This window comes from Actinoallomurus oryzae (assembly GCF_039541955.1).
In the GTDB taxonomy this organism is placed as follows: Bacteria; Actinomycetota; Actinomycetes; order Streptosporangiales; family Streptosporangiaceae; genus Actinoallomurus; species Actinoallomurus oryzae.
The window spans coordinates 121,677-144,170 of sequence record NZ_BAABHF010000058.1 but is presented as its reverse complement, the minus strand read 5'-3'; the positions used below and the strand labels follow the sequence as shown (position 1 = coordinate 144,170).

The following is a 22,494-nucleotide window of genomic DNA, read 5'->3' as shown; positions in this document are numbered from 1 at the left end:
ACGAATCTTTCGCCCCCTCAGCGTAGGTTCTGCCAGCTTCGGGGCGTGAGCACCATCCCCCGGGCGGGGCGCTACCGCGACGCGTTCGCCTCCGCCGAGTTCCGCGCGCTGTTCGGCGCCTTCGTCGTGTCGATGCTCGGCTACGTCGTCGCCGGGCTGGCGCTGACCGTGCTGGTCTACCGGCAGACGCGTTCGCCGCTGCTGTCGGCGCTGGTCTTCACGGCGACGTTCCTGCCGTACCTGTTCGGCGGGACGCTGCTGTCCGGCCTGGTGGACCGGGTACCGTCGCGGCGGCTGCTGGCCGGCTGCGACCTGGGCTGCGCCGCGATCGTCGCGGCGATGACCGTGCCGGGTGTGCCGGTGCCGACGCTGTTCGCGCTGCTGTTCGCGATGAGCCTGCTGACCCCGGTCGCGACCGGGGCACGGGGCGCGCTGGTCGCCGACGTTCTTCCGCCGGATGCCGTGGTGCCGGCGCGCTCGCTGCTGCGGCTGGTGGGGCAGGGCGCCCAGGTCGCCGGGTACGCGGCCGGCGGCGGGCTGCTCGCGGCCCTGCCGCCGCGCGCCGTGCTGGGGGTGGAGGCCGTGACGTTCACGGCCTCCGCGCTGGTGCTGCGCGTCCTGCTCGCGCGGCGGCCGGCGCGCGGGCGGGCCGGCGGCTCGCTCGCCGGGGACTCGCTGCGCGGGGTGACGCGGGTGCTGGCGAACGGGCCGCTGCGGCGGGTCCTGCTCCTGGGCTGGCTGGTGCCGTTCCTGACGACGTGGCCGGAGGCGCTCGCGGCGCCCGCCGTCGCCGGGCGAGGACTGCCGGCCTCGGCGACCGGATGGTGGCTGGCCGCCGACCCGGTGGGCACGGTCGTCGGCGAGCTGGCCGGGATCTGGCTGATCCCGGCCGCCCGCCGCGCCCGGCTGAGCGCACCGCTGGCCGCCTGCGGCTTCGTGCCCCTCGCGTTCTTCGCCGCACGTCCGCCGCTGGTTCCCGCGCTGGTCCTGCTGACCTCCGCCGGGCTCTGCGGCGCGTACGTGCTCGGCCTGGACCAGCTGCTGCTCGACGTGACCCCGCCGGAGCTGCTCGGGCGCGCGTACGCGCTGAACTCCGCGGGGCTGATGGTGACGCAGGGCGTGGGCTTCGCCACGGCGGGCGCGCTCGGTGAGTTCGTGCCGCCGGACCTGGCGATCACGTTCGCGGGCGGCGCGGGCCTGGTGGTGGTCGCGCTGTGCCGTCCGCCTCGCCGTCTCGCGGTACGTCCCGTCCCCGTCGCCCCGGCACCCGTCCACCGGGCCCCGGACGCACCGGCCGCCGGGGCCGGTGACGGTACGTGACGGACCGGATCGTACGGTGCGGGGAACGTCGGTAGATTGGGGCCGGTGCAGCCCATAGAGATCGACGGCGAGTTCGTCACCGCGCCCCGCGCCACGTACGCCCGGCTCCGCGAACAGGCACCCGTGCATCGCGCCCTCGCGCCCGACGGCACCCAGGTGTGGCTGGTCACCCGGTACGACCACGTGCGCAAGGCGCTCGCCGACCCGCGACTGTCGCTGGACAAGGCGCATTCCAGCGGCGGGTACAAGGGGTTCTCGCTGCCGCCCGCCTTGGACGCGAACCTGCTGAACATGGATCCTCCGGCCCACACGCGGCTGCGCCGGATCGTGGCGAAGGGGTTCACGCCGCGTCAGGTCGAGCGCCTGCGGCCCCGGGTACAGGGCATCGCCGACGAATTGCTCGACGCTCTCGACGGACGCGACGAGGTCGACCTGCTCCCCGCCTATTGCGCACCACTGCCGATCACCGTGATCTGCGAGCTCCTCGGGGTCGACGCGGCGGACCGGCGGGAATTCCGCTCCTGGACCGACGGCCTGCTCGCCCCGGAGACCCCGCGGCAGGCACGCGACGCGCTGAGCTCGCTGTACCGCTTCATCGTCGACCTGATCGCGGCCAAGCGCGCCGCGCCGGGCGAGGACATGCTCAGCACGCTGGTCCAGCTCCGCGACGAAGAGGACCGGCTCAGCGAGAACGAACTCACCTCCGCCGCGTTCCTGGTCCTGTTCGCCGGCTATGAGAACACGATGCACCTGCTGGGCAACGGCCTCGTCGCCCTGCTGACCCGGCCGGAGGCCCTGGCCCGGGCACGCGCGGAGCCGACCCCGGCGGCCGTGGACGAGCTGTTGCGGTTCGATCCGCCGCCGCAGCTGGCGATCCGGCGGTTCCCCGTGACGGACATCGAACTCGGCGGGGTGACGATCCCGGCGGGAGAGACGGTCATGCTCTCCCTGGTGTCGGCCCACCACGACCCGGACCGCTACCCCGACGCGGACCGCCTCGACCTGGGCCGCGCCGACAACCCGCACCTCGGATTCGGGCACGGGCCCCACTACTGTCTCGGCGCGTCGCTGGCGCGAATGGAGGTCGAGGTCGGCGTGGGCGCGCTCCTGCGGCGCTTCCCGCACCTCGCGCTCGCCGTCGCCGAGGAGGAGCTGCGCTGGCGCAACTCCTTCCGCAACCGGGGGCTCCGCACCCTCCCCGTCACCCTCGGGACGGCCCGGAGCCGCTAGCCGACGAGGGACCGCAGGCGGGGCAGGTCGACTTCGCGCAGCGAGGACACGACCGTACGGCCGGGAGCCTCGGGGATCGCGACCACGCTGGGCACGGCGACGACGTGGCAGCCGGCCGCGGTGGCGCTGTCGACGCCGCTCGGGGAGTCCTCCAGCGCGACACAGCGGCGCGGGTCGACGTCCAGGATCCGCGCCGCGGTGAGGTACGGCTCGGGGTGGGGCTTGGTGTGGGCGACCTCGTCGCCCGCGACCGTGACGGTCAGGCGGTCGCGGCCGATGCCGTCCAGGGCGTGCTCCATCAGCGCGCGGTGGGTGGAGGAGACCAGGGCGGAGGGGACGCCCGCCTCGCGTACCTCATCGAGCAGTTCCTTGGCGCCCGGCATCATCGGGACGTTCGCGCGCAGCCGCTCGGCCATGCCGGCCAGCAGCCGCCGACCGACGTCCTCGGGGTCGGCGACCGGGCCGGTGCGCGCCAGCATGTAGGCGACGGTGCGGGCGATCGAGCCACCGACCAGCGACTCCTGATCCTCCGGACCCCACGGAGCGCCCAGGTCGGCCATGACCTCGGCCTCGCTCTCGTACCAGAGCCGTTCGGAGTCCACGAGCAGCCCGTCCATGTCGAACAGGACCGCCTCAAGCACCTGCATCGCCTCCTCGGCGCGCCGGGGATCGGGAGCACCGAGCCTATGCGAGGCACCTGACCTCTCACGCCATCGGCCGTCCGGTGGGTCCGTGACAGCCGAACCAGGCCGCCCGGGACCCCTCCCCGGGCGTGAGCGGGGCACGGGGTTCCGGGCGCCCTCTCTGACGTGCTCGTGGCGGGGTCAGGCGGAGACGCCGGCCAGACGCTCCAGCTCGTCGGCGGAGAGCGTCAGGTCGGCGATGGGCAGCAGCGCGGCGAGCTGCTCGGTGTTGCGCGCGCTGGCGATCGGCGCCACCACGGTCGGCTGGGCCAGCAGCCACGCGAGGGCCACCGCGCCCAGGCTCGTGTCGTGGGCGGCGGCGATCTCGTCGAGGGCGCCGAGCACGGCGACGCCGCGGTCGTTCAGGTGCTCGCGGGCGCGTTCGGCGCGCGGGCTGTCGCCCTCCGGGCCGCCCGGCCGGTACTTGCCGGTGAGGAACCCGCGGGCGAGGCCGAAGTAGGGCATCACGCCGAGGTTCTCCTGCGCGCACAGGCCGGCCAGGTCCTGCTCGAAGCCGCGCTCCATGAGGTTGTAGTGCGGCTGCAGGGCCACGTAGCGGGCCAGGCCCTCGGTGTCGGAGATCTTCAGGGCGGCGGCGAGGCGCGGCGCCTCGTAGTTGGAGGCCGCGATGTAGCGGACCTTGCCCTCGCGTACCAGGTCGTCGAACGCGGCCAGGGTCTCCTCGATCGGCGTGCCGAGGTCGTCACGGTGCGCGTAGTACAGGTCGATGTGGTCGACGCCCAGGCTCCGCAGCGAGTCCTCGGCGGCGGCGCGGATCGTCGCGGGCTTGAGGTTCGCGCGCTCCCCCGCCATCCCCACCTTGGTGGCGATCACGATGTCGTCGCGGCGGCCCCGCCGGGCCAGCCACCGGCCGATGATCTTCTCGGACTCGCCGCCGGCGTACAGGTCGGCCGTGTCGATGAAGTTGCCGCCCGCCGCCACGTACGCGTCGAGCACCGCGAAGGACGCGTCCTCGTCCGCGGTCCAGCCGAAGACATTGCCCCCCAGGCAGAGCGGGAAGACGTCGAGTTCCGTATCAGAGATCTTCGTCATGAGGCCGACTCTACGACCGCGTTCCCGCTCGTCGGCGGGCAGGTTCGGGTGATGGAACGCTCCGCCGCGCGCCGCCGGCACGCGCGGCGGTGATCGACCTCACGGTCGCCGCGTCACCGTTGGGGCCCTGAGGCGTTGTCCTACTGACACAATCTCCAACAAGGCAGACAACGGCGGCCCTAAGGAGCATCCGTGGCTTCGTACCGCAAGGTCCTCGTCGGTACCGACGGTTCCCCCTCATCGTTTCTCGCCGTCGAGGCCGCGGGCCGCGTCGCGGCCGATGCCGGCGCGAAACTGATCATGGTCTGCGCCTACCACCCGATGCCGGACCGCGAACGCGCCCGCGCCGGCGACCAGCTCGGCGACCTGGCCTACAAGGTCGAGGGGTCCACCCCCGCCGACGACGCCCTGCGGGCGGCGCGCGACCGGGCCATCGCCACCGGCGCCCGGGACGTCGAGGAGGTCGCCGTGGCCGGTGACGCCGTCGACACCCTGCTCGAGCTGGCCGACGAGCGCGGCGTCGACCTGCTCGTCGTCGGCAACCGGGGGCTCAACAGCCTCGCCGGCCGTCTCCTGGGTTCCGTCCCGGCCAACCTGTCCCACCGGGCCCGCTGTGACGTGCTGATCGTCCGTACGACCGACGGCAAGTGACGCCTCCGGGCCCACCCGGGTGATCTCGGGTGGGCATCGAGCGGCTTACAGGACATAGGCTTGAGATGTCGTGTAACGGACGCACCGATGAGGAGGCAGCGCGTGGTCGAGCTCGACGATGTGCCCGAGCTCGTCGAGCCGGTGGTGATCGCCGCCTTCGAGGGGTGGAACGACGCCGGTGAAGCGGCGAGCGGTGTGATCCAGCATCTCGAGGAGAGCTGGGGTGCCACCCCGCTGGCCGCACTGGACCCGGACGACTATTACGACTTCCAGGTGACGCGGCCCACCGTCGAGCTGGTCGACGGCAAGACCCGGCGCATCAGCTGGCCGACGACGCGGATGTCCGTGGCCAAGCTGCCCGGCTCCGACCGCGACGTGGTGCTCGTCCACGGCATCGAGCCGAACATGCGCTGGCGGTCGTTCTGCCAGGACATCGTCGGGATCATGCTGGAGCTCGGCGTCGAGACGGCCGTGCTGCTCGGCGCGCTGCTGGCCGACGCGCCGCACACCCGGCCCGTGCCGGTGACCGCGGCCTCCTCCGACACCGGCCTGACCAGCCGCCTGCAGCTCGAACCGGCCCGCTACGAGGGCCCCACCGGCGTGCTCGGCGTGCTGCAGGACGCCTTCGCCACGGCCGGGCTGGAGACGGTGTCGCTGTGGGCGGCCGTGCCCCACTACGTCGCCCAGCCGCCCTCTCCCAAGGCCACGCTGGCCCTGCTGCGCTGGGTGGAGGACCTCCTCGACGTGTCGGTGCCCATGGGCGACCTGCCCGAGCAGGCCCGCGCCTGGGAACGCGGCGTGAACGAACTGGCCGAGCAGGACACCGAGGTGGCCGAGTACGTCCGGGCGCTGGAGGAGCAGAAGGACGCCACCGAGCTCCCCGAGGCGAGCGGCGACGCGATCGCCCGCGAGTTCGAACGCTACCTGCGCCGCCGCGGCGGCGGCGACCCCGGCTGATCCTCCGCACCACGCCCTTCTTCGGGAAGCCTGCCGATCGATGTGCGGTGGGGGAAATCCCCCGGATGAAGTCGGGCGATTGCCTCGTTCTCCGCGGCGTCCTGGGTTCGTAGCGTTGCCCCCATGTCCCGACATGGGGAGGTTTTGTGATCGAAGCTCGTGGTTTGACCAAACGCTATGGATCCACCGTCGCCGTCGACCGGCTGGACTTCGAGGTACGGCCCGGCGTCGTGACCGGATTTCTCGGCCCGAACGGTTCGGGGAAGTCCACCACGATGCGCATGATCCTCGGCCTGGACGAGCCGGACTCCGGAGACGCGCTGATCGGCGGGCGCCGGTACCGCGAGCTGGGCTGGCCGCTGCGGGAGGTCGGGGCCCTGCTCGAAGCCAGGGCATTTCATCCCGGCCGGTCCGCCCGATCCCACCTGAGGGCGCTGGCGGCGGGTAGCGGTATCCCGGACCGCCGGGTGGAGGAGGTCCTCGGTGCCGTCGGGCTCGCCGACGTCGGGCGGAGAAGAGCGGGGGCGTTCTCCCTCGGCATGGCCCAGCGGCTCGGCGTCGCCGCCGCGCTGCTCGGCGACCCGGGCGTACTGCTGTTCGACGAACCGGTCAACGGGCTGGACCCCGAGGGGATCCGCTGGATACGCGATCTGATGAAGGCGCTGGCCGCCGAAGGCCGTACGGTCTTCGTCTCCAGCCATCTGATCAGCGAGATCGCGCTGACCGCCGAGCATCTCGTGGTGATCGGCCGAGGGCGGCTGCTCGCGGACACGTCGGTCGCCGAGCTGTCCGCCCGGTCGGTCTCGCTGGAGGACGCGTTCTTCGCGCTGACACGTGACAGCGCCGAGTATCGAGGTGACCCGGCGGCCCGGGGCAGCGATCTCGAAGCGCAGGGACGAGGAGGAGCGTCATGACCACCGCCACGTGGGAGTCACGGACACCGGCCGGGCACTACCGCTTCCGGCATGCGGCGCGGATGGAATGGGTCAAGCTGTGGAGCCTGCGCTCGACGTGGTGGACCCTGGCGATCACCTTCGCCGGCGCGGTCGGCATGGCCGCCGTCGTGGGAGCCGGCACCAAGAACGCGTCCGGCGACCTGACGAACAACGCGCTCGCCGGCGTGATCCCCGGGATGCTCACGATCGGCGTCCTGGGTGTGGTCGTCATGACCGGTGAGTACTCCTCCGGCGCGATCAGGTCGACACTGGCCGCGGTACCCGACCGGCGGCTGCTGCTCGCCGCGAAGACGGCGGTGTACGGGGTCTCGGTGCTGGTGCTCGGAGAGGCCGGGGCGTTCCTCGCCTTCCTGGCCGGCGGGGCCGCCCTGCCGGCCAGGGTGCCGCCCCCTTCACTCGGCCAGCCGGGGGTGCTGCGAGCGGTCGTGCTGACCGGTGCGGGACTGTGCCTGATCGGGCTGCTCGGTCTCGGTATCGGCGCCATCGTCCGGCACACCGCCGCCGCCATCGCCGTACTCGTCGGCGGGGTGTTCGTGTTGGCGCAGTTCATCGTCGCGATCGCCCGGCCGGTGATCGGGTATGTTCCGATCTCGATCGTGGGGGCCTCGCTCAGCGCGGTCAAGCCGCAGGGCGACGCGCAGCATCACATCCTGTCGCCGTGGTCCGGGCTCGCCATGCTCTGCGTGTACGCCGCCGTCGTGCTGGGGGCCGGGGCATGGCTGCTGGTCCGCCGGGACGCCTGAGCGGACAATGAACGGATGAGCGCGATGGCCACGGACCCGCCGAGTGTCAGGAGAACGCTCACCGCGATCGCGATGGAGCCGTTCACCCGCCGTGCTCGGGCCGAGCTGTTGTACCTCGTCGTCGCGGCGCCGACCGGCATCGCCGTGCCGGTCGGCGCCGTCGCGTTCCTCATCATCATGGGATTCCTCGGGCCCGGCCCGGCCAAGCCGGAGAACGTCTCGTTCGCCGGCCTGGCCGCCGGTGCGCTGGTGCTGCTCGTTCTGGCGCCCCGCCTCGCGCGGCGGCTCGGCTCGTTCCATCGCCGTCTGACGGCTCGGCTGCTCGGCGAGCGCGTCGCGGAGCCGCCGTCGTTCCGTCCCGGCCGGGGCGTTCTCGGCCGGCTGGACGCGAGGCTTCGCGACGGCGCCGGCTGGCGCGCCGTGGCGTACCTGCTGCTGAGAGTTCCGGTCGCACTGCTGGGGCTGTACGCCGTCGAGTACTGGGGCACCGGGTTGGTCAACCTGAGCTACCCGTTCTGGTGGGGGTTGTTCCGCAACCACCCGCCCGACGTCCACCTGGATCCGGTTCCGTTCCTGACCCCGCTTCGGAGCCACCCGTTCCACATCGCCACCTACCCTGGGACGCTTCTCGTCTTCGCGGCGGGCGCGGCGTCGTTGTTGGTCGCGCCCTGGGTGACCAGGGCGGTCGTGCTGGCGGACCGGTGGCTGATCCGCAATCTGCTCGGCCCCGGCAGGCTCATGCAGCGGGTCCGCGACCTGGAGCAGACCCGGGCCCAGGCGGTGGACGACTCCGCCGCGCTGCTGCGCCGGCTCGAACGCGACCTGCACGACGGCGCGCAGGCGCGGCTGGCCGCGCTCGCGATGAACCTCGGCCTGGCCAAGGAGAAGCTCGGCGACGACGGCCTCGACCAGCTCGCCCAGATCCGCGAGCTGGTCGAGGCCGCCCACCAGGGCGCCAAAGACGCCCTCGGCGAGCTGCGCGACCTGGCCAGGGGCATCCACCCGCCGATACTCGACACCGGTCTGTCCGATGCGCTGGCCACCCTCGCCGTCGGCAGCGCCATCCCGGTGGAGGTGACCACCGAGATCCCCAGCCGGCCCACGCCCGCGATCGAGACGATCGCCTACTTCTGCGCGGCCGAGCTGCTCGCGAACGCCGTCAAGCACAGCCACGCCAACACGATCACGATCCACGTGGCCGAACCGAACGGGTGCCTGCTGCTCGTCGTGACCGACGACGGCGTCGGCGGGGCCGACCCGGCCCGCGGCACCGGCCTGTCCGGACTCGCTCACCGGGTCGGTACCGTCGACGGCCGGATGGATATCGCCAGCCCGCCCGGCGGGCCGACCCGCGTCAGCATCCGGCTGCCGCCGCACGCGTGAAAGCATCCAGAGCATGCGTGTCGTGATCGCCGAAGACGCCGCGATGATGCGGGAGGGCCTCATCCGGCTGCTCGCCGACCGTGGCCATCGGGTGTGCGCCGCCGTGGCCGACGGCGAGGCGCTGCTCACCGCGGTGGCCGAGCACGGTCCCGACGTCGCGGTGGTGGACATCCGGATGCCGCCCACCCACACCGACGAAGGGCTGCGGGCGGCCATCGACATCCGTCGCGACCATCCGGCGACCGGGGTGCTGGTCTTCTCCCAGTACATCGAGCCCAGGTACGCCGCCCGGCTCCTCGAGGGCGGTGCCGCGAAGATGGGCTACCTGCTGAAGGACCGGGTCGCCGACGTGGCCGAGTTCACCGACGCACTGGTTCGCGTCGCCGCAGGCGGCACCGCGCTCGATCCCGAGGTCGTCGGCCTGCTCCTCCGCGCCGGCCGGCCCGGCCTGGACATGCTGACCCTCCGCGAGCGTGAAGTGCTCGCCCTGATGGCCGAGGGCCGCTCCAACGCCGGCATCGCCGCGAGCCTGTGCATCTCCACCGGGTCGGTGGAAAAGCACGTGGCCGGCATCTTCACCAAGCTCGACCTCCCGCCCTCACAGGGCGACAATCGCCGGGTGCTGGCGGTCCTGCACTACCTCCGATCGTGACACGAGGAACACGCCGCCCGGTGAAGGCCCCGAACGGGGCCTCAGCCCTCGGTCGTGAAGGTCAGCGTCTCCGTCCCCGCCCGTACGCCGGTGACCGTCATCGGGCCGAAGCCCGGCAGCGGCGCGGCCGTCACCCGGCCCGGCCCGTCCGGCTGGAGGCCGAACAGCACCGTGACCAGCGCCGGGGACACCGCGGCGCTCCATGCCTGCGGGCGGCAGGCCGTGGGGTACGGCACCGGCGCCACACCGTCGCGACGGGCCTGGCCGCCGAACAGCTCCGGGAGCCGGTGGCCGAACGCGGGCGCCGCGGCGATCAGCCCGCGCGCCAGCTCCGCGGCCTGCTCCCGATGGCCCGAACGGCTCAGGCCGAGCATCGCGATCGCCGTGTCGTGCGGCCAGACCGACCCGCGGTGGTACGAGAGCGGGTCGAAGCCGGCGGCGTCGCCGGTGAGCGTCCGCAAGCCCCAGCCGGAGTTCAGTTCTCCGAGCCGCCGCGCGACACGGGCCTCCTCCTCGCGGTCGAGCAGGCCGGTGCCGAGCAGGTGGCCGGCGTTGGAGGCCAGGCCGTCGACCGGCGCGCCCGTCCCGTCGAGGGCGATCGCCGGGTAGCCGTCCTCCAGCCAGAACCGGGCGCGGAACCGGGCGGCCAGTCCCCGCGCCCAGCGCCGGTGCCGGTCGCCGTCGCGGCCGTACGCCTCGAGCAGGTCCGCGCCGAGCACGGCCGCCTGGTAGGCGTACGCCTGCACCTCCGACAGGGCGATCGGCGGGGTCGCGGACGTGCCGTCCAGGTGCTGGATGCCGTCGCTGGAGTCCTTCCAGCCCTGGTTGGGCAGCCGTTCGGCCGAGCCACGGTAGGACACGAACTCCTCGAAGGTGCCGAGCCAGGCCAGCGCGCGCTCGGCGGCCGGCAGCAGCGCCTCGACCTCCTGCGCGGGCATCCCCCAGTGCGACGCCTCGGCGAGCGTCACCACGAACAGGGCCGTCGCGTCGACCGAGCCGTAGTAGACCGGCGGCAGCCGCCCGGGCGCGTACGCGGGGCGCAGCTCGTGCGGGATCTTGCCGGGCTCCTCCTCGGTGACCGGGTCGTGGCCGGCGCCTTGGTGGCGGGCCAGCGTCCGCAGGGTGCCGGCGGCCAGTTCATGGCCGAGCGGGAGCGCGAGCCGGACGGCCCACAGGGCGTCGCGGCCGAACAGCGTGAGGTACCAGGGGCTGCCGGCCGCGCAGTACGGGTCGCCCTCGTCGGCGAGGAGCAGGGCGCCGAGGTCGGCGACCCCCTGGGCGACCAGGGCGTCCAGCCGCGGGTCGGCCGAACGCATGGTCAGGGGCGTCCGCGCCCACGGCGGCGGGCCGTCCGGCGGCGCGGGGCGGAACCCCGGCACCGGTGGCGGCACGGCCCGTACGGTGAGGGTCGTGGTGAACCGGCCGCCGGGCTCCAGCACGAGGACCGCCTCCGTACGGCCCTCCAGCCGCACCTCATAACCGTCGGGGCCGGTGACGACGGCGCCGTCGTGCAGCGGCGTCTCCGGCGGGGGCGGGTCGCCGGCCTTGACGTCGCTGATCTGGGCGAGGTCGGTGGCCGCCGCCACGGCGAGCGTGACCGTGGCGGAGGCGTCGCCGCCGTTGCGCACGGTGATCCGCTCGGTGCCGCCGTCGGGCCGCACGGCGCGGACGCGTTCGACCGTCAGGGCGCCGCAGGCGCCGGTGAAGCGCACGCGATCGCCGCCGAGGGTCTCGGCGCCGCGGGGCTCGGGCTCGGTGCCGTCGAGGGTCAGCACGAGCCGCGACAGCACGCGGCGGTCGGCGACGTACAGGCCGCCGGGGCCGCCGGCGAGCCGGCCGTCGGGCGGGGACAGCCAGGTCGCGGGGGCGGCGACGCAGGTCAGGTGCTCGTACAGCGCAGGGCCGGGCGCGCCGGTGGGACGGGAGGCGGGGACGGACACGATCTGCTCCGTTTCGCGGGGGTCCGCTCCATGATGACGGCGTTCCGCGCCGTCGGCACTCGCAGCGTCCGTCAGGCCGGTGACGGTCTCGAAGGCGTCGGTGACGCCGGTGCGGACGGAGCCGGGTGACGCACCGTCTGCACGCGATGGCGGTTCGCGCGGCGCGGGAGGCGACGGCAGGATGTGGTCCATGGCGAACGCGAAGGACCGCGGCGGCGCGGGCGACCCGGCGCGCACTCTCGAGCTGCTGTGGCGTGACGCGGGCCGGGAGACGGCCGGGCGCGGGCCGAAGCCGCGGCTCAGCATCGACGCCGTCGTCCGGGCCGCGATCGACATCGCCGACGCCGAGGGCCTGGACGCCGTGACGATGCGGCGGGTCGCCCAGGGGCTCGGCGTCGTGCCGATGACGCTCTACACCTACATCCCGGGCAAGGCCGAACTGCTCGACCTCATGGTCGACGCCGCCTACCGGCGGATGCCCCGCACCGAGCACCCGGCCGGCACCCCGTGGCGGGCGCGCGTCGAGGCCGTCGCCCACGAGAACCGCGCGCTCTTCCGCCGGCATCCCTGGATGACCGCCCTGTCCGTCACCCGCCCGCCGCTGGGGCCCGGGACGATGGCCAAGTACGAGCACGAGCTCGGCGCGTTCGACGGGCTCGGCCTCGACGACGTGGAGATGGACGCCGCGCTCACCCACCTCCTCGCGTTCGTCCAGTCGACGGCCCGCACCGCCCTCGACAAGGAGGCGGCCGCCCGCGACAGCGCCATGTCGGACGCGGAGTGGTGGGCGGCCAACGCCCCCCTCCTCGCCCGCGTCTTCGACCCGGAGCGTTACCCGCTCGCCACGCGCGTCGGCAGCGCGGCGGGCGAGGCGCACCAGGCGGCGTACGACCCCGACCACGCGTACGCGTTCGGCCTGCGGTGCGTGCTCGACGGCTTCGCGGCACTCGTCGCCGAACGCACGCACGACCGCACCGGCCCGTGACGGACCGCCGGGAGAGGCTCCCGTCCGCTAGTCGATGGTCGGCCAGTCCCAGCCGAGCTGGAGGAACAGGCCCAGGCGGTCGCTGACGCCACGGATCTCGGTGATCTTTCCGTCGCCGAGGGTGAACAGGAAGATGGCCTCGTTCTCGAAGCTGCGCCCGGTCGGCTCCGGCATGCGGACATGCGTGCCGGTGTGCGTGCCGGACATGGTGAGGCGGGCGACCACGCGGTCCCCCTCGGCGACCAGCTCCTCCACGCGCAGCCGCAGCGGGTCGAACGCCGCGAGCTGCATCCGGATGCCCTCGAACGCCGCACCGGGCTCGTCGGGCTCGCCATGGATCATCTTGTTGTGGTCGATGACGCCGGACGCCATGAAGGCCGGGAGGTCATCGGCCCGGCGCTCGCTGACGGCCGCGAAGAAGCCCCGTACGACGGCCTTGTTGTCCATGCCATTTCCTCTCTTACACTGTAAGACGAAGCTATGATGCTCTTACGGTGTAAGAGAGTCAAGGAGCGGGCGATGGCGACCAGGCACGAGCGGGCCGGGCTGTCCCGGGAGAAGGTGCTGGACGCCGCGCTGGAGCTGGTCGACCAGGTCGGTGTGGACGGGCTGTCCATGCGGAAGCTCGGCGCCGCGCTCGGCGTCGAGGCGATGACCCTCTACCACTACGTGCCGAACAAGGACGCGCTCCTGTCCGGCCTGGTCGAGCGCACCGCCACCCGCGCGTTCACCGTCGACCCGGCGGCCGGCTGGCAGGCGATGCTGCGCGGATTCACCGCCGGGTTCCGCCGCGAGCTGCTCGCGCACCCCGGCGTGGTGCCGCTGGTCGCGACCCGGCCGGTGACCACGCCCTCCGCGCTGCGGGAGCTGGAGACGGCGGTGGCGATCCTGCGCGCCGCCGGCTTCGGCACGCGCGAGGCCTTCCACGTGGTGAACACGGTCGCGACGTTCACCACCGGCCACTGCCTGGCCGAGGTGGACCCGCCGGGCGCCGCGCCGCCCGCGCTCGCCGTCCCGGACCCGGCCGCCCTCCCCCACCTCGCCGAGGCCGTCCGCGACGGTCTGGGCACCCCGGCCGACCACGAGGCGCGGTTCGCCTTCGCGCTGGACGCCCTGATCGACGGGTTCGCGCGGATGCTCGCCCGGCGCTCCCCGGATGAGGGAGGCCGGGCGAGTACCGCGTCAGCGCAGGGTGACCACGAGGGTGGACCGGCCTCCGCGTGAGCCCGCGTCGGCCACGACCTCGCCGCCGCGCGCCGTCCGCCGCACCTCGTACGGCACCGAGCGGCCGTTCAGCGTCACCGAGGCGACCGTGGCCGCCGAGGGCAGCATCTGGCCGATGAGCAGGTGCGTCCCCGCCGGTGAGGTCACGACCGTGCGCAGCGACGCCGCGGACGCCGCCGCGGAGACGTCCACCGAGCCCGCGCCGACGCGGATGTTCCGGCCGGCCACGCTCGGCTGTCCCGGCGGGACCTGGGGGACGACCGCCAGCCGGCCTCGGCCCAGATCCGGGGCGACGCCGAGCTGCTGGCTCACGACCGGCCACAGGTTGCCGTACGCGCCCCACGCCTGCAGGACCATGGAGCGTCCCGTCTCCGGCCGGTCGATGTTCGGCGGGTCGAAGTCCGGGCTCGGCACGATCTCCGGCATCGCCCCGGGCATCTCGAACAGCGACGGGTCGAGCTGCTGCCGCGCGTTGTCGTCGGTGTAGCGGCGCTGCTGCGCGAGCCGCCCGTAGTTGCCCTCGGCGACCGCCATGATCCCGGTGTTGATGGTGAACGCCTCGCGGTCGCTCTGCACGCTCGACACCGCGCTGTCACACGCCGGGCCCTTGTTGCCGCCCTCGGCGGAGGTCGGACCCGTGCCGGTGTGGTAGAGCCCGTTGTCGCCGCTGTAGCAGGGGCGTTCTCGCTGGTCGAGCACCTCGCGGGCGTGGGCGTCGGTGGCCGGCGGGCGCGTGGCCTGCCCGGGCCGTACGAGGAGAGCGTCGAGCGGGGTCAGGCCGATCCAGTGCCGTTGGAAGATCTTCGTGTTGTCGTTCGCCGGGTTCGCCGGGTCGTCGAGGGAGTCGGCGAACTGGTGAGTGTCGCCGCCGTACCACCACGCCTGGTCGAACCGCTTCACCAGGTCGTCGCCGTGCGCGGTGGCCCAGGTCGCGGTCGCGGTGTCGCCCTTCGCCCGCGCCATGTCGGCCAGGTCGTACAGGCCGCGCACGGTGTAGACCGCGTTGTCGAGCTTCTCCACGCCCATGCCGGGCCGCTCGACGTTGCCGAGGCCCTCGGGCCAGCCGTCCTTGTCGACGTCGAGCTTGTCCACGATGTAGTGCATGTTCCGCTTGGAGAAGTCATAGACGTCGTCCAGGAAGCGGCGGTCGCCGGTCCAGCGCCACACGAGCGCGGCCGCGCTGGGGTACTTCGCGGTCTCGTCGGTGTTGCCGGCCGAGTCATTGGAGCCGAAGTACACCGACCCGTCGGAGACCACCTCGTGCACGACCTTGCCGCTCTTGTCGTTGACGATGTCGCTGACGTCGCGGAGCGTCCGCAGGTGGCTCTCCACGGCGTCGAAGTCACCCGCGGCGACGGCCGCGAACGAGGTGAACTCCCCGTCCGTGCCGAAGATCCACGGGTAGTCCGGCCAGCCCGCGCCGATCCAGCGCGCCTTGGGGAGCGTGCCCTTCGGCGCCGGGTACTCCTTGCCCTCCTTGGTCACCCGCAGGTGCAGGTCGTCGGCCTGCTGTACGGAGTCGGCCAGGTTCTGCTTGCTCCACTCGACGCTCTGTTGCAGCAGCCGGTCGCCGGGCAGGTCGACCACGGTGTTCGCGGCGACCGCGCGGCGTGCGGCGACCTTGCGGGCGAGCAGCCCGGCCGGGTCGCGCAGCGCCGTGCCGAGCGCCGCGCGCGCCTCTCCGGAGCCGTGGTCGGACCCGGCGACGGCCAGCCACACCGTCGTCGCATGCCCCTTCGGCAGCTTCACGTCGTAGGACAACCGCCCGCCGGTGCCCTTGCCGAAGTCTGTGTCGTCGCATCGGTCCGGCGTGGTGCCGGTCGACGGGCAGATCACCGGCGGATCCTGCGGCCCGCGGTGCCCGGCACCGAGCTGGTGGGCGACCGGCGTGCGGTTTGCGGCGACCATGGCCGCGAAGTCGTGCGGCGCGGCGTTCGCGACCTTCGGCGTGCCCTGCTCGCGGAACACCAGCGCGCCACCCTCGTACGCGCCGGTGTCGGGCAGGTTGGCCGCCTTCTGGTCCGGCGTGGTCGAGCCCCACGGGTAGGCCGTCATCAGTTCGGAGTGCGCGTCCACGTCCAGGCGCACGGTACGGGCCGTCGGCGCGGTGAGCCGCAGGCCGATGAGCCCGGCGCGCACGCCGTCGGGCGCGACGTCGGTCCGCTCGACCCGCACGCCGCCGGTCTCGTAGGCGATCCGGGTGTAGCCCTGGCCGGCGGTGAAGCGCTCCGCCTTGGCCTGGGCGCCGCCCAGCCACCGCCCGCCCAGGCCGAACCACACGCCGTCGAGGAGCTTCAGCGGCGGCGTCCAGAATCCGCCCATCTCCCCCAGCGTGTGCCAGCCGGTCGCCGGGTAGAGGCCGTCTTCGGTGGAGACCGAGTAGAAGCGGTCACCGATGACGACGGCGCGCCGGTCGGGCAACCGGGTCGTCGTGGACAGCTCGGCGGACTTCGGCGGGCCGGCCGCCCGTGCCCGCGCCGGCGCCGCATGCACGGCGCCGGCCACCAGGACGAACGTGGCCGTGAACGCGACGGCACGTCTTCGCATGGGAATGCCTCCGAAAAGAGATCTCCCCCGAGGTACAGGACGGTCGGCCGCCGTGCCGTCTCTCAGTCGTCGACGGCGAGCCAGACGGCGGTGTCGTGGGGCAGCGCACCTCCCTCGATCGGACCGCTGGCGAGCAGGACGTCGTGATGGGCGGGCAGCGAGTACGGCTCGCCGGACAGGTTGACCGCGCAGGCGAAGCCCGGCGTGCGGGAGAACAGCAGGACGCCGTCCGGGGTCTCGTGCCAGCGCAGCGTGCCCTCGCCGAGCGCCGGGTGCTCCCGCCGCAACCGCAGCGCGGCGCGGTAGAGCGCGAGCATCGAGTCCGGGTCGGCGGACTCCGCCTCGACGGTGAGGCCCGACCAGGACGCCGGCTGCGGGAGCCAGGTCCTCACGCCGTCCGGGCTGAAGCCGTAGGGCGGCGTGTCACCGGACCACGGGAGCGGCACACGGCAGCCGTCCCGTCCGCGCGCGGTGTGCCCGGAACGTTCCCACACGGGGTCCTGCAGGGACTCCTCCGGGATGTCCTCGACCTCGGCGAGCCCGAGTTCCTCGCCCTGGTAGACGTAGGCACCGCCGGGCAGGGCGAGCATGAGCAGTGCCGCCGCACGGGCCCGGCGCACGCCGAGGGCCAGGTCGAGCGGCTCGGACGCGTCGGCGCGCGGGCCGCGCCCCTCGGTGTGCGGCCGTCCGTACCGCGTGACGTGCCGGACGACGTCGTGGTTGGACAGCACCCAGGTGGCGGGCGCGCCGACGGCGCCGAGGGCGTCCAGGCTGCTGTCGATCACCGCACGGAGCCGCGCGGCGTCCCACGGAGCGCGCAGGTAGTCGAAGTTGAACGCGGTCTGCAGCTCGCCGGGGCGCACGTAGCGGGCGAGCCGCGCCGGGCCGCTCACCCACGCCTCGGCGACGAAGGCCCGCTCGCCGTCGTAGCGGTCGGCCACCTTTCGCCAGTCGCGGAAGATCTCGTGCACGCCGTCGCGGTCCCAGTGCGGATGGTCCTCGCGCTTGGTCGGCTCCAGCACGTCGACGGACTCGCCGGCGTCGGGCAGGCCCTCCTGCTTGATCAGGCCGTGGGCGACGTCGATGCGGAATCCGTCGACGCCGCGGTCGAACCAGTACGCGAGGATCTTCTCGAAGTCGCGGCGGACCTCGGTGTTCTCCCAGTTGAGGTCCGGCTGCGCCTCGGCGAACAGGTGGAGGTACCACTCGCCGTCGGGCACGCGGGTCCAGGCGCTGCCGCCGAACGCGGCGCGCCAGTCGTTCGGCGGCAGTTCGCCGTGCTCCCCCTTGCCGGGGCGGAAGACGTAGCGGTCGCGTTCGGGGCTTCCGGGCCCGGCCGCCAGCGCGGCCTCGAACCAGGCGTGCCGGTCGGAGCTGTGGTTGGGGACGATGTCGAGGATCACGCGCAGCCCGTGGTCGTGCGCCTCGGCGATGAAGGCCTCGGCGTCGGCGATCGTGCCGAACGCCGGGTCGATCCCGGTGTAGTCGGCGACGTCGTACCCCGCGTCGACCATGGGCGAGGGGTACCACGGCGTGATCCACACGGCGTCGACGCCGAGGTCGCGCAGGTACGGCAGCCGGGACCGGATGCCGGCGATGTCACCGACGCCGTCGCCGTTCCCGTCGGCGAAGCTGCGGATGTAGATCTGGTAGATGACAGCGCTGCGCCACCAGGGCGCGGAGTCCGTCGTTCGCACGTCGTCCTTTCAGGGGTGGGGGATGTTCACTTCACACCGCCCGCGGTGAGACCGGCGATGATGCGCCGCTGGAAGATCAGCACGACGATGACGAGCGGGACCGTGACGATCACGCCGGCCGCCATCTGCGTGCCGAACGGCTGGTCGAAACCGTACGCCCCGGTGAACTTGGAGATCGACACGGTGGCGGTCTGCATCTCCTTCTTGTTCACCATGCTCAGCGCGATGATGTACTCGTTCCAGGCGCCGATGAACGTGATGATCGCGGTGGTGAACACGCCCGGCGCGGCCAGCGGCACGATGATCTTGCGGAACGCCGCGCCTCGCGTGCAGCCGTCGACCATCGCGGCCTGCTCCAGCTCGAACGGCATCTGGCGGAAGAACGCCGTGAGATTCCACACCGACAGCGGCAGCGCGAACGACAGCGACGGCACGATCATCGCCTGGTAGGTGTTGATCCACCCGATGTCGCTGAACAGCTTCAGCAGCGGGATGATCAGCGAGATGCTCGGGAACATCGACGTGGCGATGATCATGGCGAGCACCGCGTTCTTGAACCGGAAGGTCAGCCGGGCCAGCGCGTAGGCGGTGACCGTGCCGACGATCAGGGTGACCACCGTGGTGACGCCCGCGACGACGAGGCTGTTCAGCAGCGACCGGCCGAAGCCGACGCCCGGTTTGAACACCGCGGTGAAGTTCGTCACCGACCACGGGCTGGGCAGGGGCGCGTTGTCGAACTGGTCCTCCGGCCGGCGGAACGCCGACACCGTCATCCAGTAGAACGGCGCCAGGCAGTAGACCACGACGGCGGCGATGCCGGCATAGGTGAGGATCCGGCCGGCGCGCGCCCGGCCGGTCTCCCCGCGCCTGGCGGAGACGGCGGTCATGTGGTCACCTTCCGCGCCGAGGTCAGCGGCTTCTTCTTCGCGCTCGCGGGCCTGGCGGTCCGCGCCTGCCGCATGTCGCCGATGATGTCGGCGCCGAGCAGCTTGACGAAGGCGTACGCGACGACCGCGACGTAGACGAACAGGACCGTGGCGTACGCGGCCGCGGGGCCGTACCGCAGGTTGGTCGCCTCGTCGTAGGCGATCATGGTCAGCGTCTCGACGGAGTCCTTGTGCAGGCCGATCAGCACGGCCGGCAGGTCGAACATCCGCAGCACGTCCAGCAGCCGGAACAGTACGGCGACGAGCAGCACCGGCTTGACCATCGGCAGCGTGATCCGCCAGAACCCGGCCCAGGCGCCGGCGCCGTCCACGCGCGCCGCCTCGTGCACCTCACGCGGGATCACCTGGAGCCCGGCGAGCACCAGCAGGCCGACGAACGGCGCCGTCTTCCACGTGTCGGCGATGATGACGGCGATCTTGGCGTGGAACCCCTCGGTGGTCCACAGCACCTGCTTGCCGATGACCGCGTTGGCGACGCCGTCCGCCTGGAACACCCAGCGCCACAGCAGCGCCGACACGACGGTCGGGATCGCCCACGGCACGAGGATGCTGGCGCGGACGAACCCGCGCCCGCGGAAGGCGCGGTGCATGACGAGTGCCATCGCCACGCCCAGCACGGTCTCCAGCGCGACGGTCACGACGGTGAAGAAGGTGGTGTTCCAGAACGCGTTCCAGAACGCGCCGGAGTTCGGGCCGGTGAAGATGTCGGTGTAGTTGCGCAGGCCGACGAACTTGTCGCCCTGGACGACGAAGCCCTGCGCGTCCAGGCCCTGCCCGCGCTGGTACAGCGACTCGCGGAACGCCGCGATGACCGGATAGCCGACGACGAGCGCGAGGACGATGAACGTCGGCGACAGCAGCGTGGCGGCCAGGCGCCCGGACCCCTGCACGTCGCCCCGCCGTCTCCTGCGGGCCGCGGCCGGCCCGGCGGTGGTTGTGGTCGTCATGAATCCTCCTCCGGAAGCCCGTGGCGGGACGCTCTCGCGTCCCGCCACGGTGCGCCGCTACTGCTGGGTCAGCGGCCCGAGCTTGGACTGCAGTTCGGCGAGCGCCTGGTCGGTGGTGCTCTTTCCGGTCAGCGCCGCGTAGACCGACTCCTGGATGGCGGTCGTGACGTCGTTGTAGCGCACCGCCTGCGGCCGGGGCTTGGCGTTGAGGAGGGAGGCCTTGAGCGTCGGCAGGTAGGGGAACTTCTTCTGCAGCGTGGGCTCGTCGTACAGCGCGGCGAGCGTCGGGGCCTCGGAGCTGGCGAGCAGGTTGGCCCGCTCGGTGTCCGGGCTGGTGAGGTACTTGATGAAGTCCAGCGCGGTGGCCTTGTTCTTGGCGAAGGAGGAGATCGCCAGATTGTGTCCGCCGAGGGTCGGCGAGCCGGGACCGTTCAGGCCCGGCAGCGGGGCCACGTCGAACTTGCCCTTGACCTTCGCCGCCTTGTTCGACAGCGCCCACTGGTACGGCCACTGGCGCAGGAAGACGAGCTTGCCGGCCTCGAAGGCGCGGCGGGCGTCCTCCTCCTCGTAGGTGATGGCCTCCTTGGGGATCATCCCGCTCTTGAAGCCCTGGACGAGGAAGTCCAGGCCCTGCTTGGCCTGCGGCGTGTTGACGTTCGGCTTGCCCGAATCATCCACGACCTCGCCGCCGGCACTGTCCACGGCCTCGGAGAAGTTGCAGGTCAGGCCCTCGTACTTGTCGAACTGCCCGGAGTAACAGCCGACGCCCTTGATCTTGCCGCAGTCGGTCTGCATCTCGGCCCAGGTCTTCGGCGGTGCGCTGATCCCCGCCTTCTGCAGCAGATCCTTGCGGTAGTAGAGCAGGCCCGCGTCGGTCTTCCACGGCGCGGCGTACAGGGCGCCGCGGTACTCACCGGTCCGCACCGCCGCGGGCAGGAACTTCGACAGGTCGAACTGGTCCTTCGGCAGGGCCGTGACCCACCGGTTGGCCGCGAACTCCGCGGTGTTCACCACGTCGAGATTGAGCACCGTGTAGGCGTCGGACTTGGTCTGGGCGTTCTGCACCATCTGCTGGCGCTGCTGGTCGGCGCTCTCCGGCAGCTCGATGAGCCGGACCGTCTCCTGGGGGTGCGCCTTGTTCCACACGTCGATCAGGTGCTGGACGTTGCCCGAGGTGTCCTTGCCCTGGGCCAGCGTGATGGGACCGCGCCCGGTGAGCGCCTGGCTCGTGGGGGCGCTCTTCGTCTTCGAGCCGCTGCCGCAGGCCGCCGCGAGCGTCACCGTCGCGACGACGGCCACCACCCCGCGCGCGATGGTCGAGATCGATGCCACTTTCACTCCTCGTTCTGGGAATCACACTCAGTGCACGGGCTCGGGCCCCCGCCACTCCCGTATGACGAGATCTGGACGCAGCATCACCCCCTCCCGTGGGGTCTCGGCCCCACCCAGCCGGTCGATGAGGAGTCCGACGACACGCCGCGCGACCTCGTCGAGCGGCTGGCGGACACTCGACATCGGCGGCGACATCAACATCACGGCCGGGGAGTCGTCGAAGCCGACGACCTCCAGGTTCGGCCACCCGTCCGGGCCGGTACCGCCGGCGAGTCTCGCGCCGACCGCGAAGGTGTCGCTGCCGCAGGCGAACGCGGTGGGCGGGTCGGGCCGGCCCAGCAGCCGCCGTGCCGCCGCGGTCGCCGCCGCGACGTCCTCGGCACTGGCCGCCACGAGGTCACCGGCGTCCAGGCCGTGGCGCCGCACCGCCTCCTGCCAGCCCGCGCGCCGGTCGTCGCCGAAACCGTTGCCCGGCGGCCAGCCGAGGTAGGCGACGCGGCGGTGCCCCCGGGCGACCAGGTGGTCCACCGCACACGCGACGCCGTACGCGCCGTCCACGTCGGCCCACCAGAACCGCCCGCGCCCCTGCCCGCGCGGACGGCCGAAGCAGACGAAGGGGATGCCGCGCCGGGAGAACCAGGGCAGCCGGGGGTCGCCCACCTCGACGTCGACGAGGACCAGCGCGTCGACCGTGCCGGTGCGGATCAGGTCCTCGGAGGTGGCGAGCTCGTCACCGGCCGCGCCGAAGAGCAGCACGTGGTACCCGGCTGCGCCCGCGGCCTCGGTGAGCGCGTGCAGGAACCGGTCGAACAGATCGCTGACGCCGGCCGGGGAGACCATCTTCAGCCCGATGCACCGGCTCGCGCGCTGCCGGAGGTTCTGGGCGGCCCGGTTGGGCCGGTAGCCGAGCTCGTCGATGGCCCGCCGCACCCGCGCCGCCGTCTCGGGCGCGACCCGCTCGGGCGCTTTGAGCACGTTGGAGACGGTCTGGCGTGAGACCCCGGCCGCCGCGGCGACCTCGGAGATCGTCACACCGGTCGCGTCTCCGCCACGGCCCATGGGGAGTCTCCCTTGGAGCAGGTGCCCGGCGATCGCCGGTTTGATCGTTCAAATTGGCACCGGGCACACCCGCATGTCAAGGACAGATCGCCACTTGTTTCGCGTCTGTTGTTCAGGCCGGATAAGTAACGCGTGTCCGGCATACGGCCCGCGCGCGGACCGGCAGGGCCGGCCCGGAGTCCCCGCCG

20 protein-coding genes are annotated in these 22,494 nt (G+C 72.7%); 10 read left to right on the top strand and 10 right to left on the bottom strand.

Translation table 11 applies throughout. The annotated features are described in order from the left end of the window. Nucleotides 1-45: 45 nt before the first annotated feature. Nucleotides 46-1,320, top strand: a complete 1,275-nt coding sequence (locus ABEA10_RS45330; RefSeq protein WP_345474899.1) for an MFS transporter — start codon at nt 46-48, stop codon at nt 1,318-1,320. 45 nt (nt 1,321-1,365) lie between these two features. Further along, nucleotides 1,366-2,550 carry a cytochrome P450 family protein gene (locus ABEA10_RS45325; protein WP_345474898.1) on the top strand — a complete coding sequence of 395 codons (1,185 nt, stop codon included), beginning with the start codon at nt 1,366-1,368 and terminating at the stop codon, nt 2,548-2,550. Here ABEA10_RS45325 and ABEA10_RS45320 read toward each other — a convergent pair. After that, entirely contained in the window at nt 2,547-3,197 is a 651-nt protein-coding gene (locus ABEA10_RS45320; RefSeq protein WP_345474897.1) for an HAD family hydrolase, read from the bottom strand. The two genes, ABEA10_RS45325 and ABEA10_RS45320, sit on opposite strands and share 4 nt — an antisense overlap. 177 nt (nt 3,198-3,374) lie before the next feature. Then, nucleotides 3,375-4,286 (bottom strand): aldo/keto reductase, encoded by a 912-nt coding sequence (locus ABEA10_RS45315; RefSeq protein WP_345474896.1) that lies wholly within the window; start codon nt 4,284-4,286, stop codon nt 3,375-3,377. A gap of 192 nt (nt 4,287-4,478) precedes the next feature. Between ABEA10_RS45315 and ABEA10_RS45310 the strand changes: the two genes are divergently transcribed. The 6 genes from ABEA10_RS45310 (at nt 4,479) to ABEA10_RS45285 (ending at nt 9,628) form a co-directional block, all read left to right on the top strand. After that, nucleotides 4,479-4,937, top strand: a complete 459-nt coding sequence (locus ABEA10_RS45310; RefSeq protein ID WP_345474895.1) for a universal stress protein — start codon at nt 4,479-4,481, stop codon at nt 4,935-4,937. A 102-nt stretch (nt 4,938-5,039) separates the two neighbouring features. Further along, on the top strand, nt 5,040-5,894 hold the full coding sequence (locus tag ABEA10_RS45305; protein WP_329234647.1) for a PAC2 family protein: 855 nt from the start codon (nt 5,040-5,042) through the stop codon (nt 5,892-5,894). 146 nt (nt 5,895-6,040) lie between these two features. Beyond that, complete coding sequence (locus ABEA10_RS45300; protein WP_345474894.1) at nt 6,041-6,808, top strand: ABC transporter ATP-binding protein; 768 nt, start codon at nt 6,041-6,043, stop codon at nt 6,806-6,808. Beyond that, complete coding sequence (locus ABEA10_RS45295; RefSeq protein ID WP_345474893.1) at nt 6,805-7,593, top strand: hypothetical protein; 789 nt, start codon at nt 6,805-6,807, stop codon at nt 7,591-7,593. The genes ABEA10_RS45300 and ABEA10_RS45295 overlap by 4 nt, the downstream gene beginning before the upstream one ends. A gap of 15 nt (nt 7,594-7,608) precedes the next feature. Then, the gene (locus ABEA10_RS45290; protein ID WP_345474892.1) at nt 7,609-8,976 is read left to right on the top strand and encodes a sensor histidine kinase; all 1,368 of its coding nucleotides are present in this window, start codon (nt 7,609-7,611) and stop codon (nt 8,974-8,976) included. A gap of 13 nt (nt 8,977-8,989) precedes the next feature. Then, entirely contained in the window at nt 8,990-9,628 is a 639-nt protein-coding gene (locus tag ABEA10_RS45285) for a response regulator transcription factor (protein ID WP_345474891.1), read from the top strand. A 41-nt stretch (nt 9,629-9,669) separates the two neighbouring features. Here ABEA10_RS45285 and ABEA10_RS45280 read toward each other — a convergent pair whose 3' ends face one another. Then, a complete protein-coding gene (locus tag ABEA10_RS45280; RefSeq protein WP_345474890.1) occupies nt 9,670-11,568 on the bottom strand; it encodes a glycogen debranching N-terminal domain-containing protein in 1,899 nt (632 codons plus the stop codon). A gap of 190 nt (nt 11,569-11,758) precedes the next feature. On the opposite strand from ABEA10_RS45280, the gene ABEA10_RS45275 reads away from it, so the two are divergent. Then, nucleotides 11,759-12,553, top strand: a complete 795-nt coding sequence (locus ABEA10_RS45275; RefSeq protein WP_329234629.1) for a TetR/AcrR family transcriptional regulator — start codon at nt 11,759-11,761, stop codon at nt 12,551-12,553. Between the two features lie 27 nt (nt 12,554-12,580). Here the strand turns inward: ABEA10_RS45275 and ABEA10_RS45270 are convergent, their stop codons facing one another. Further along, nucleotides 12,581-13,000, bottom strand: a complete 420-nt coding sequence (locus ABEA10_RS45270) for an ester cyclase (RefSeq protein ID WP_345474889.1) — start codon at nt 12,998-13,000, stop codon at nt 12,581-12,583. A gap of 72 nt (nt 13,001-13,072) precedes the next feature. Here ABEA10_RS45270 and ABEA10_RS45265 point away from each other — a divergent pair, with 72 nt between their 5' ends. Next, complete coding sequence (locus tag ABEA10_RS45265) at nt 13,073-13,777, top strand: TetR/AcrR family transcriptional regulator C-terminal domain-containing protein (protein ID WP_345474888.1); 705 nt, start codon at nt 13,073-13,075, stop codon at nt 13,775-13,777. Here ABEA10_RS45265 and ABEA10_RS45260 read toward each other — a convergent pair. From ABEA10_RS45260 to ABEA10_RS45235, 6 genes are all read right to left on the bottom strand, one after another. Further along, complete coding sequence (locus ABEA10_RS45260) at nt 13,736-16,324, bottom strand: glucosidase family protein (RefSeq protein WP_345474887.1); 2,589 nt, start codon at nt 16,322-16,324, stop codon at nt 13,736-13,738. The two genes, ABEA10_RS45265 and ABEA10_RS45260, sit on opposite strands and share 42 nt — an antisense overlap. Nucleotides 16,325-16,386: 62 nt before the next feature. Continuing rightward, nucleotides 16,387-18,021: a glycoside hydrolase family 13 protein gene (locus ABEA10_RS45255; RefSeq protein WP_345474886.1), complete on the bottom strand. Its 1,635-nt coding sequence runs from the start codon at nt 18,019-18,021 to the stop codon at nt 16,387-16,389. 26 nt (nt 18,022-18,047) lie between these two features. Further along, nucleotides 18,048-18,908, bottom strand: a complete 861-nt coding sequence (locus ABEA10_RS45250; RefSeq protein WP_345474885.1) for a carbohydrate ABC transporter permease — start codon at nt 18,906-18,908, stop codon at nt 18,048-18,050. Next, nucleotides 18,905-19,915 carry a carbohydrate ABC transporter permease gene (locus ABEA10_RS45245; protein ID WP_345474884.1) on the bottom strand — a complete coding sequence of 337 codons (1,011 nt, stop codon included), beginning with the start codon at nt 19,913-19,915 and terminating at the stop codon, nt 18,905-18,907. Before ABEA10_RS45245 ends, ABEA10_RS45250 begins: the two co-directional genes overlap by 4 nt. 57 nt (nt 19,916-19,972) lie before the next feature. After that, nucleotides 19,973-21,247 carry an ABC transporter substrate-binding protein gene (locus ABEA10_RS45240; protein ID WP_345474883.1) on the bottom strand — a complete coding sequence of 425 codons (1,275 nt, stop codon included), beginning with the start codon at nt 21,245-21,247 and terminating at the stop codon, nt 19,973-19,975. Nucleotides 21,248-21,274: 27 nt separating this feature from the next. Further along, on the bottom strand, nt 21,275-22,306 hold the full coding sequence (locus tag ABEA10_RS45235) for a LacI family DNA-binding transcriptional regulator (protein ID WP_345474882.1): 1,032 nt from the start codon (nt 22,304-22,306) through the stop codon (nt 21,275-21,277). Nucleotides 22,307-22,494 lie beyond the last annotated feature (188 nt).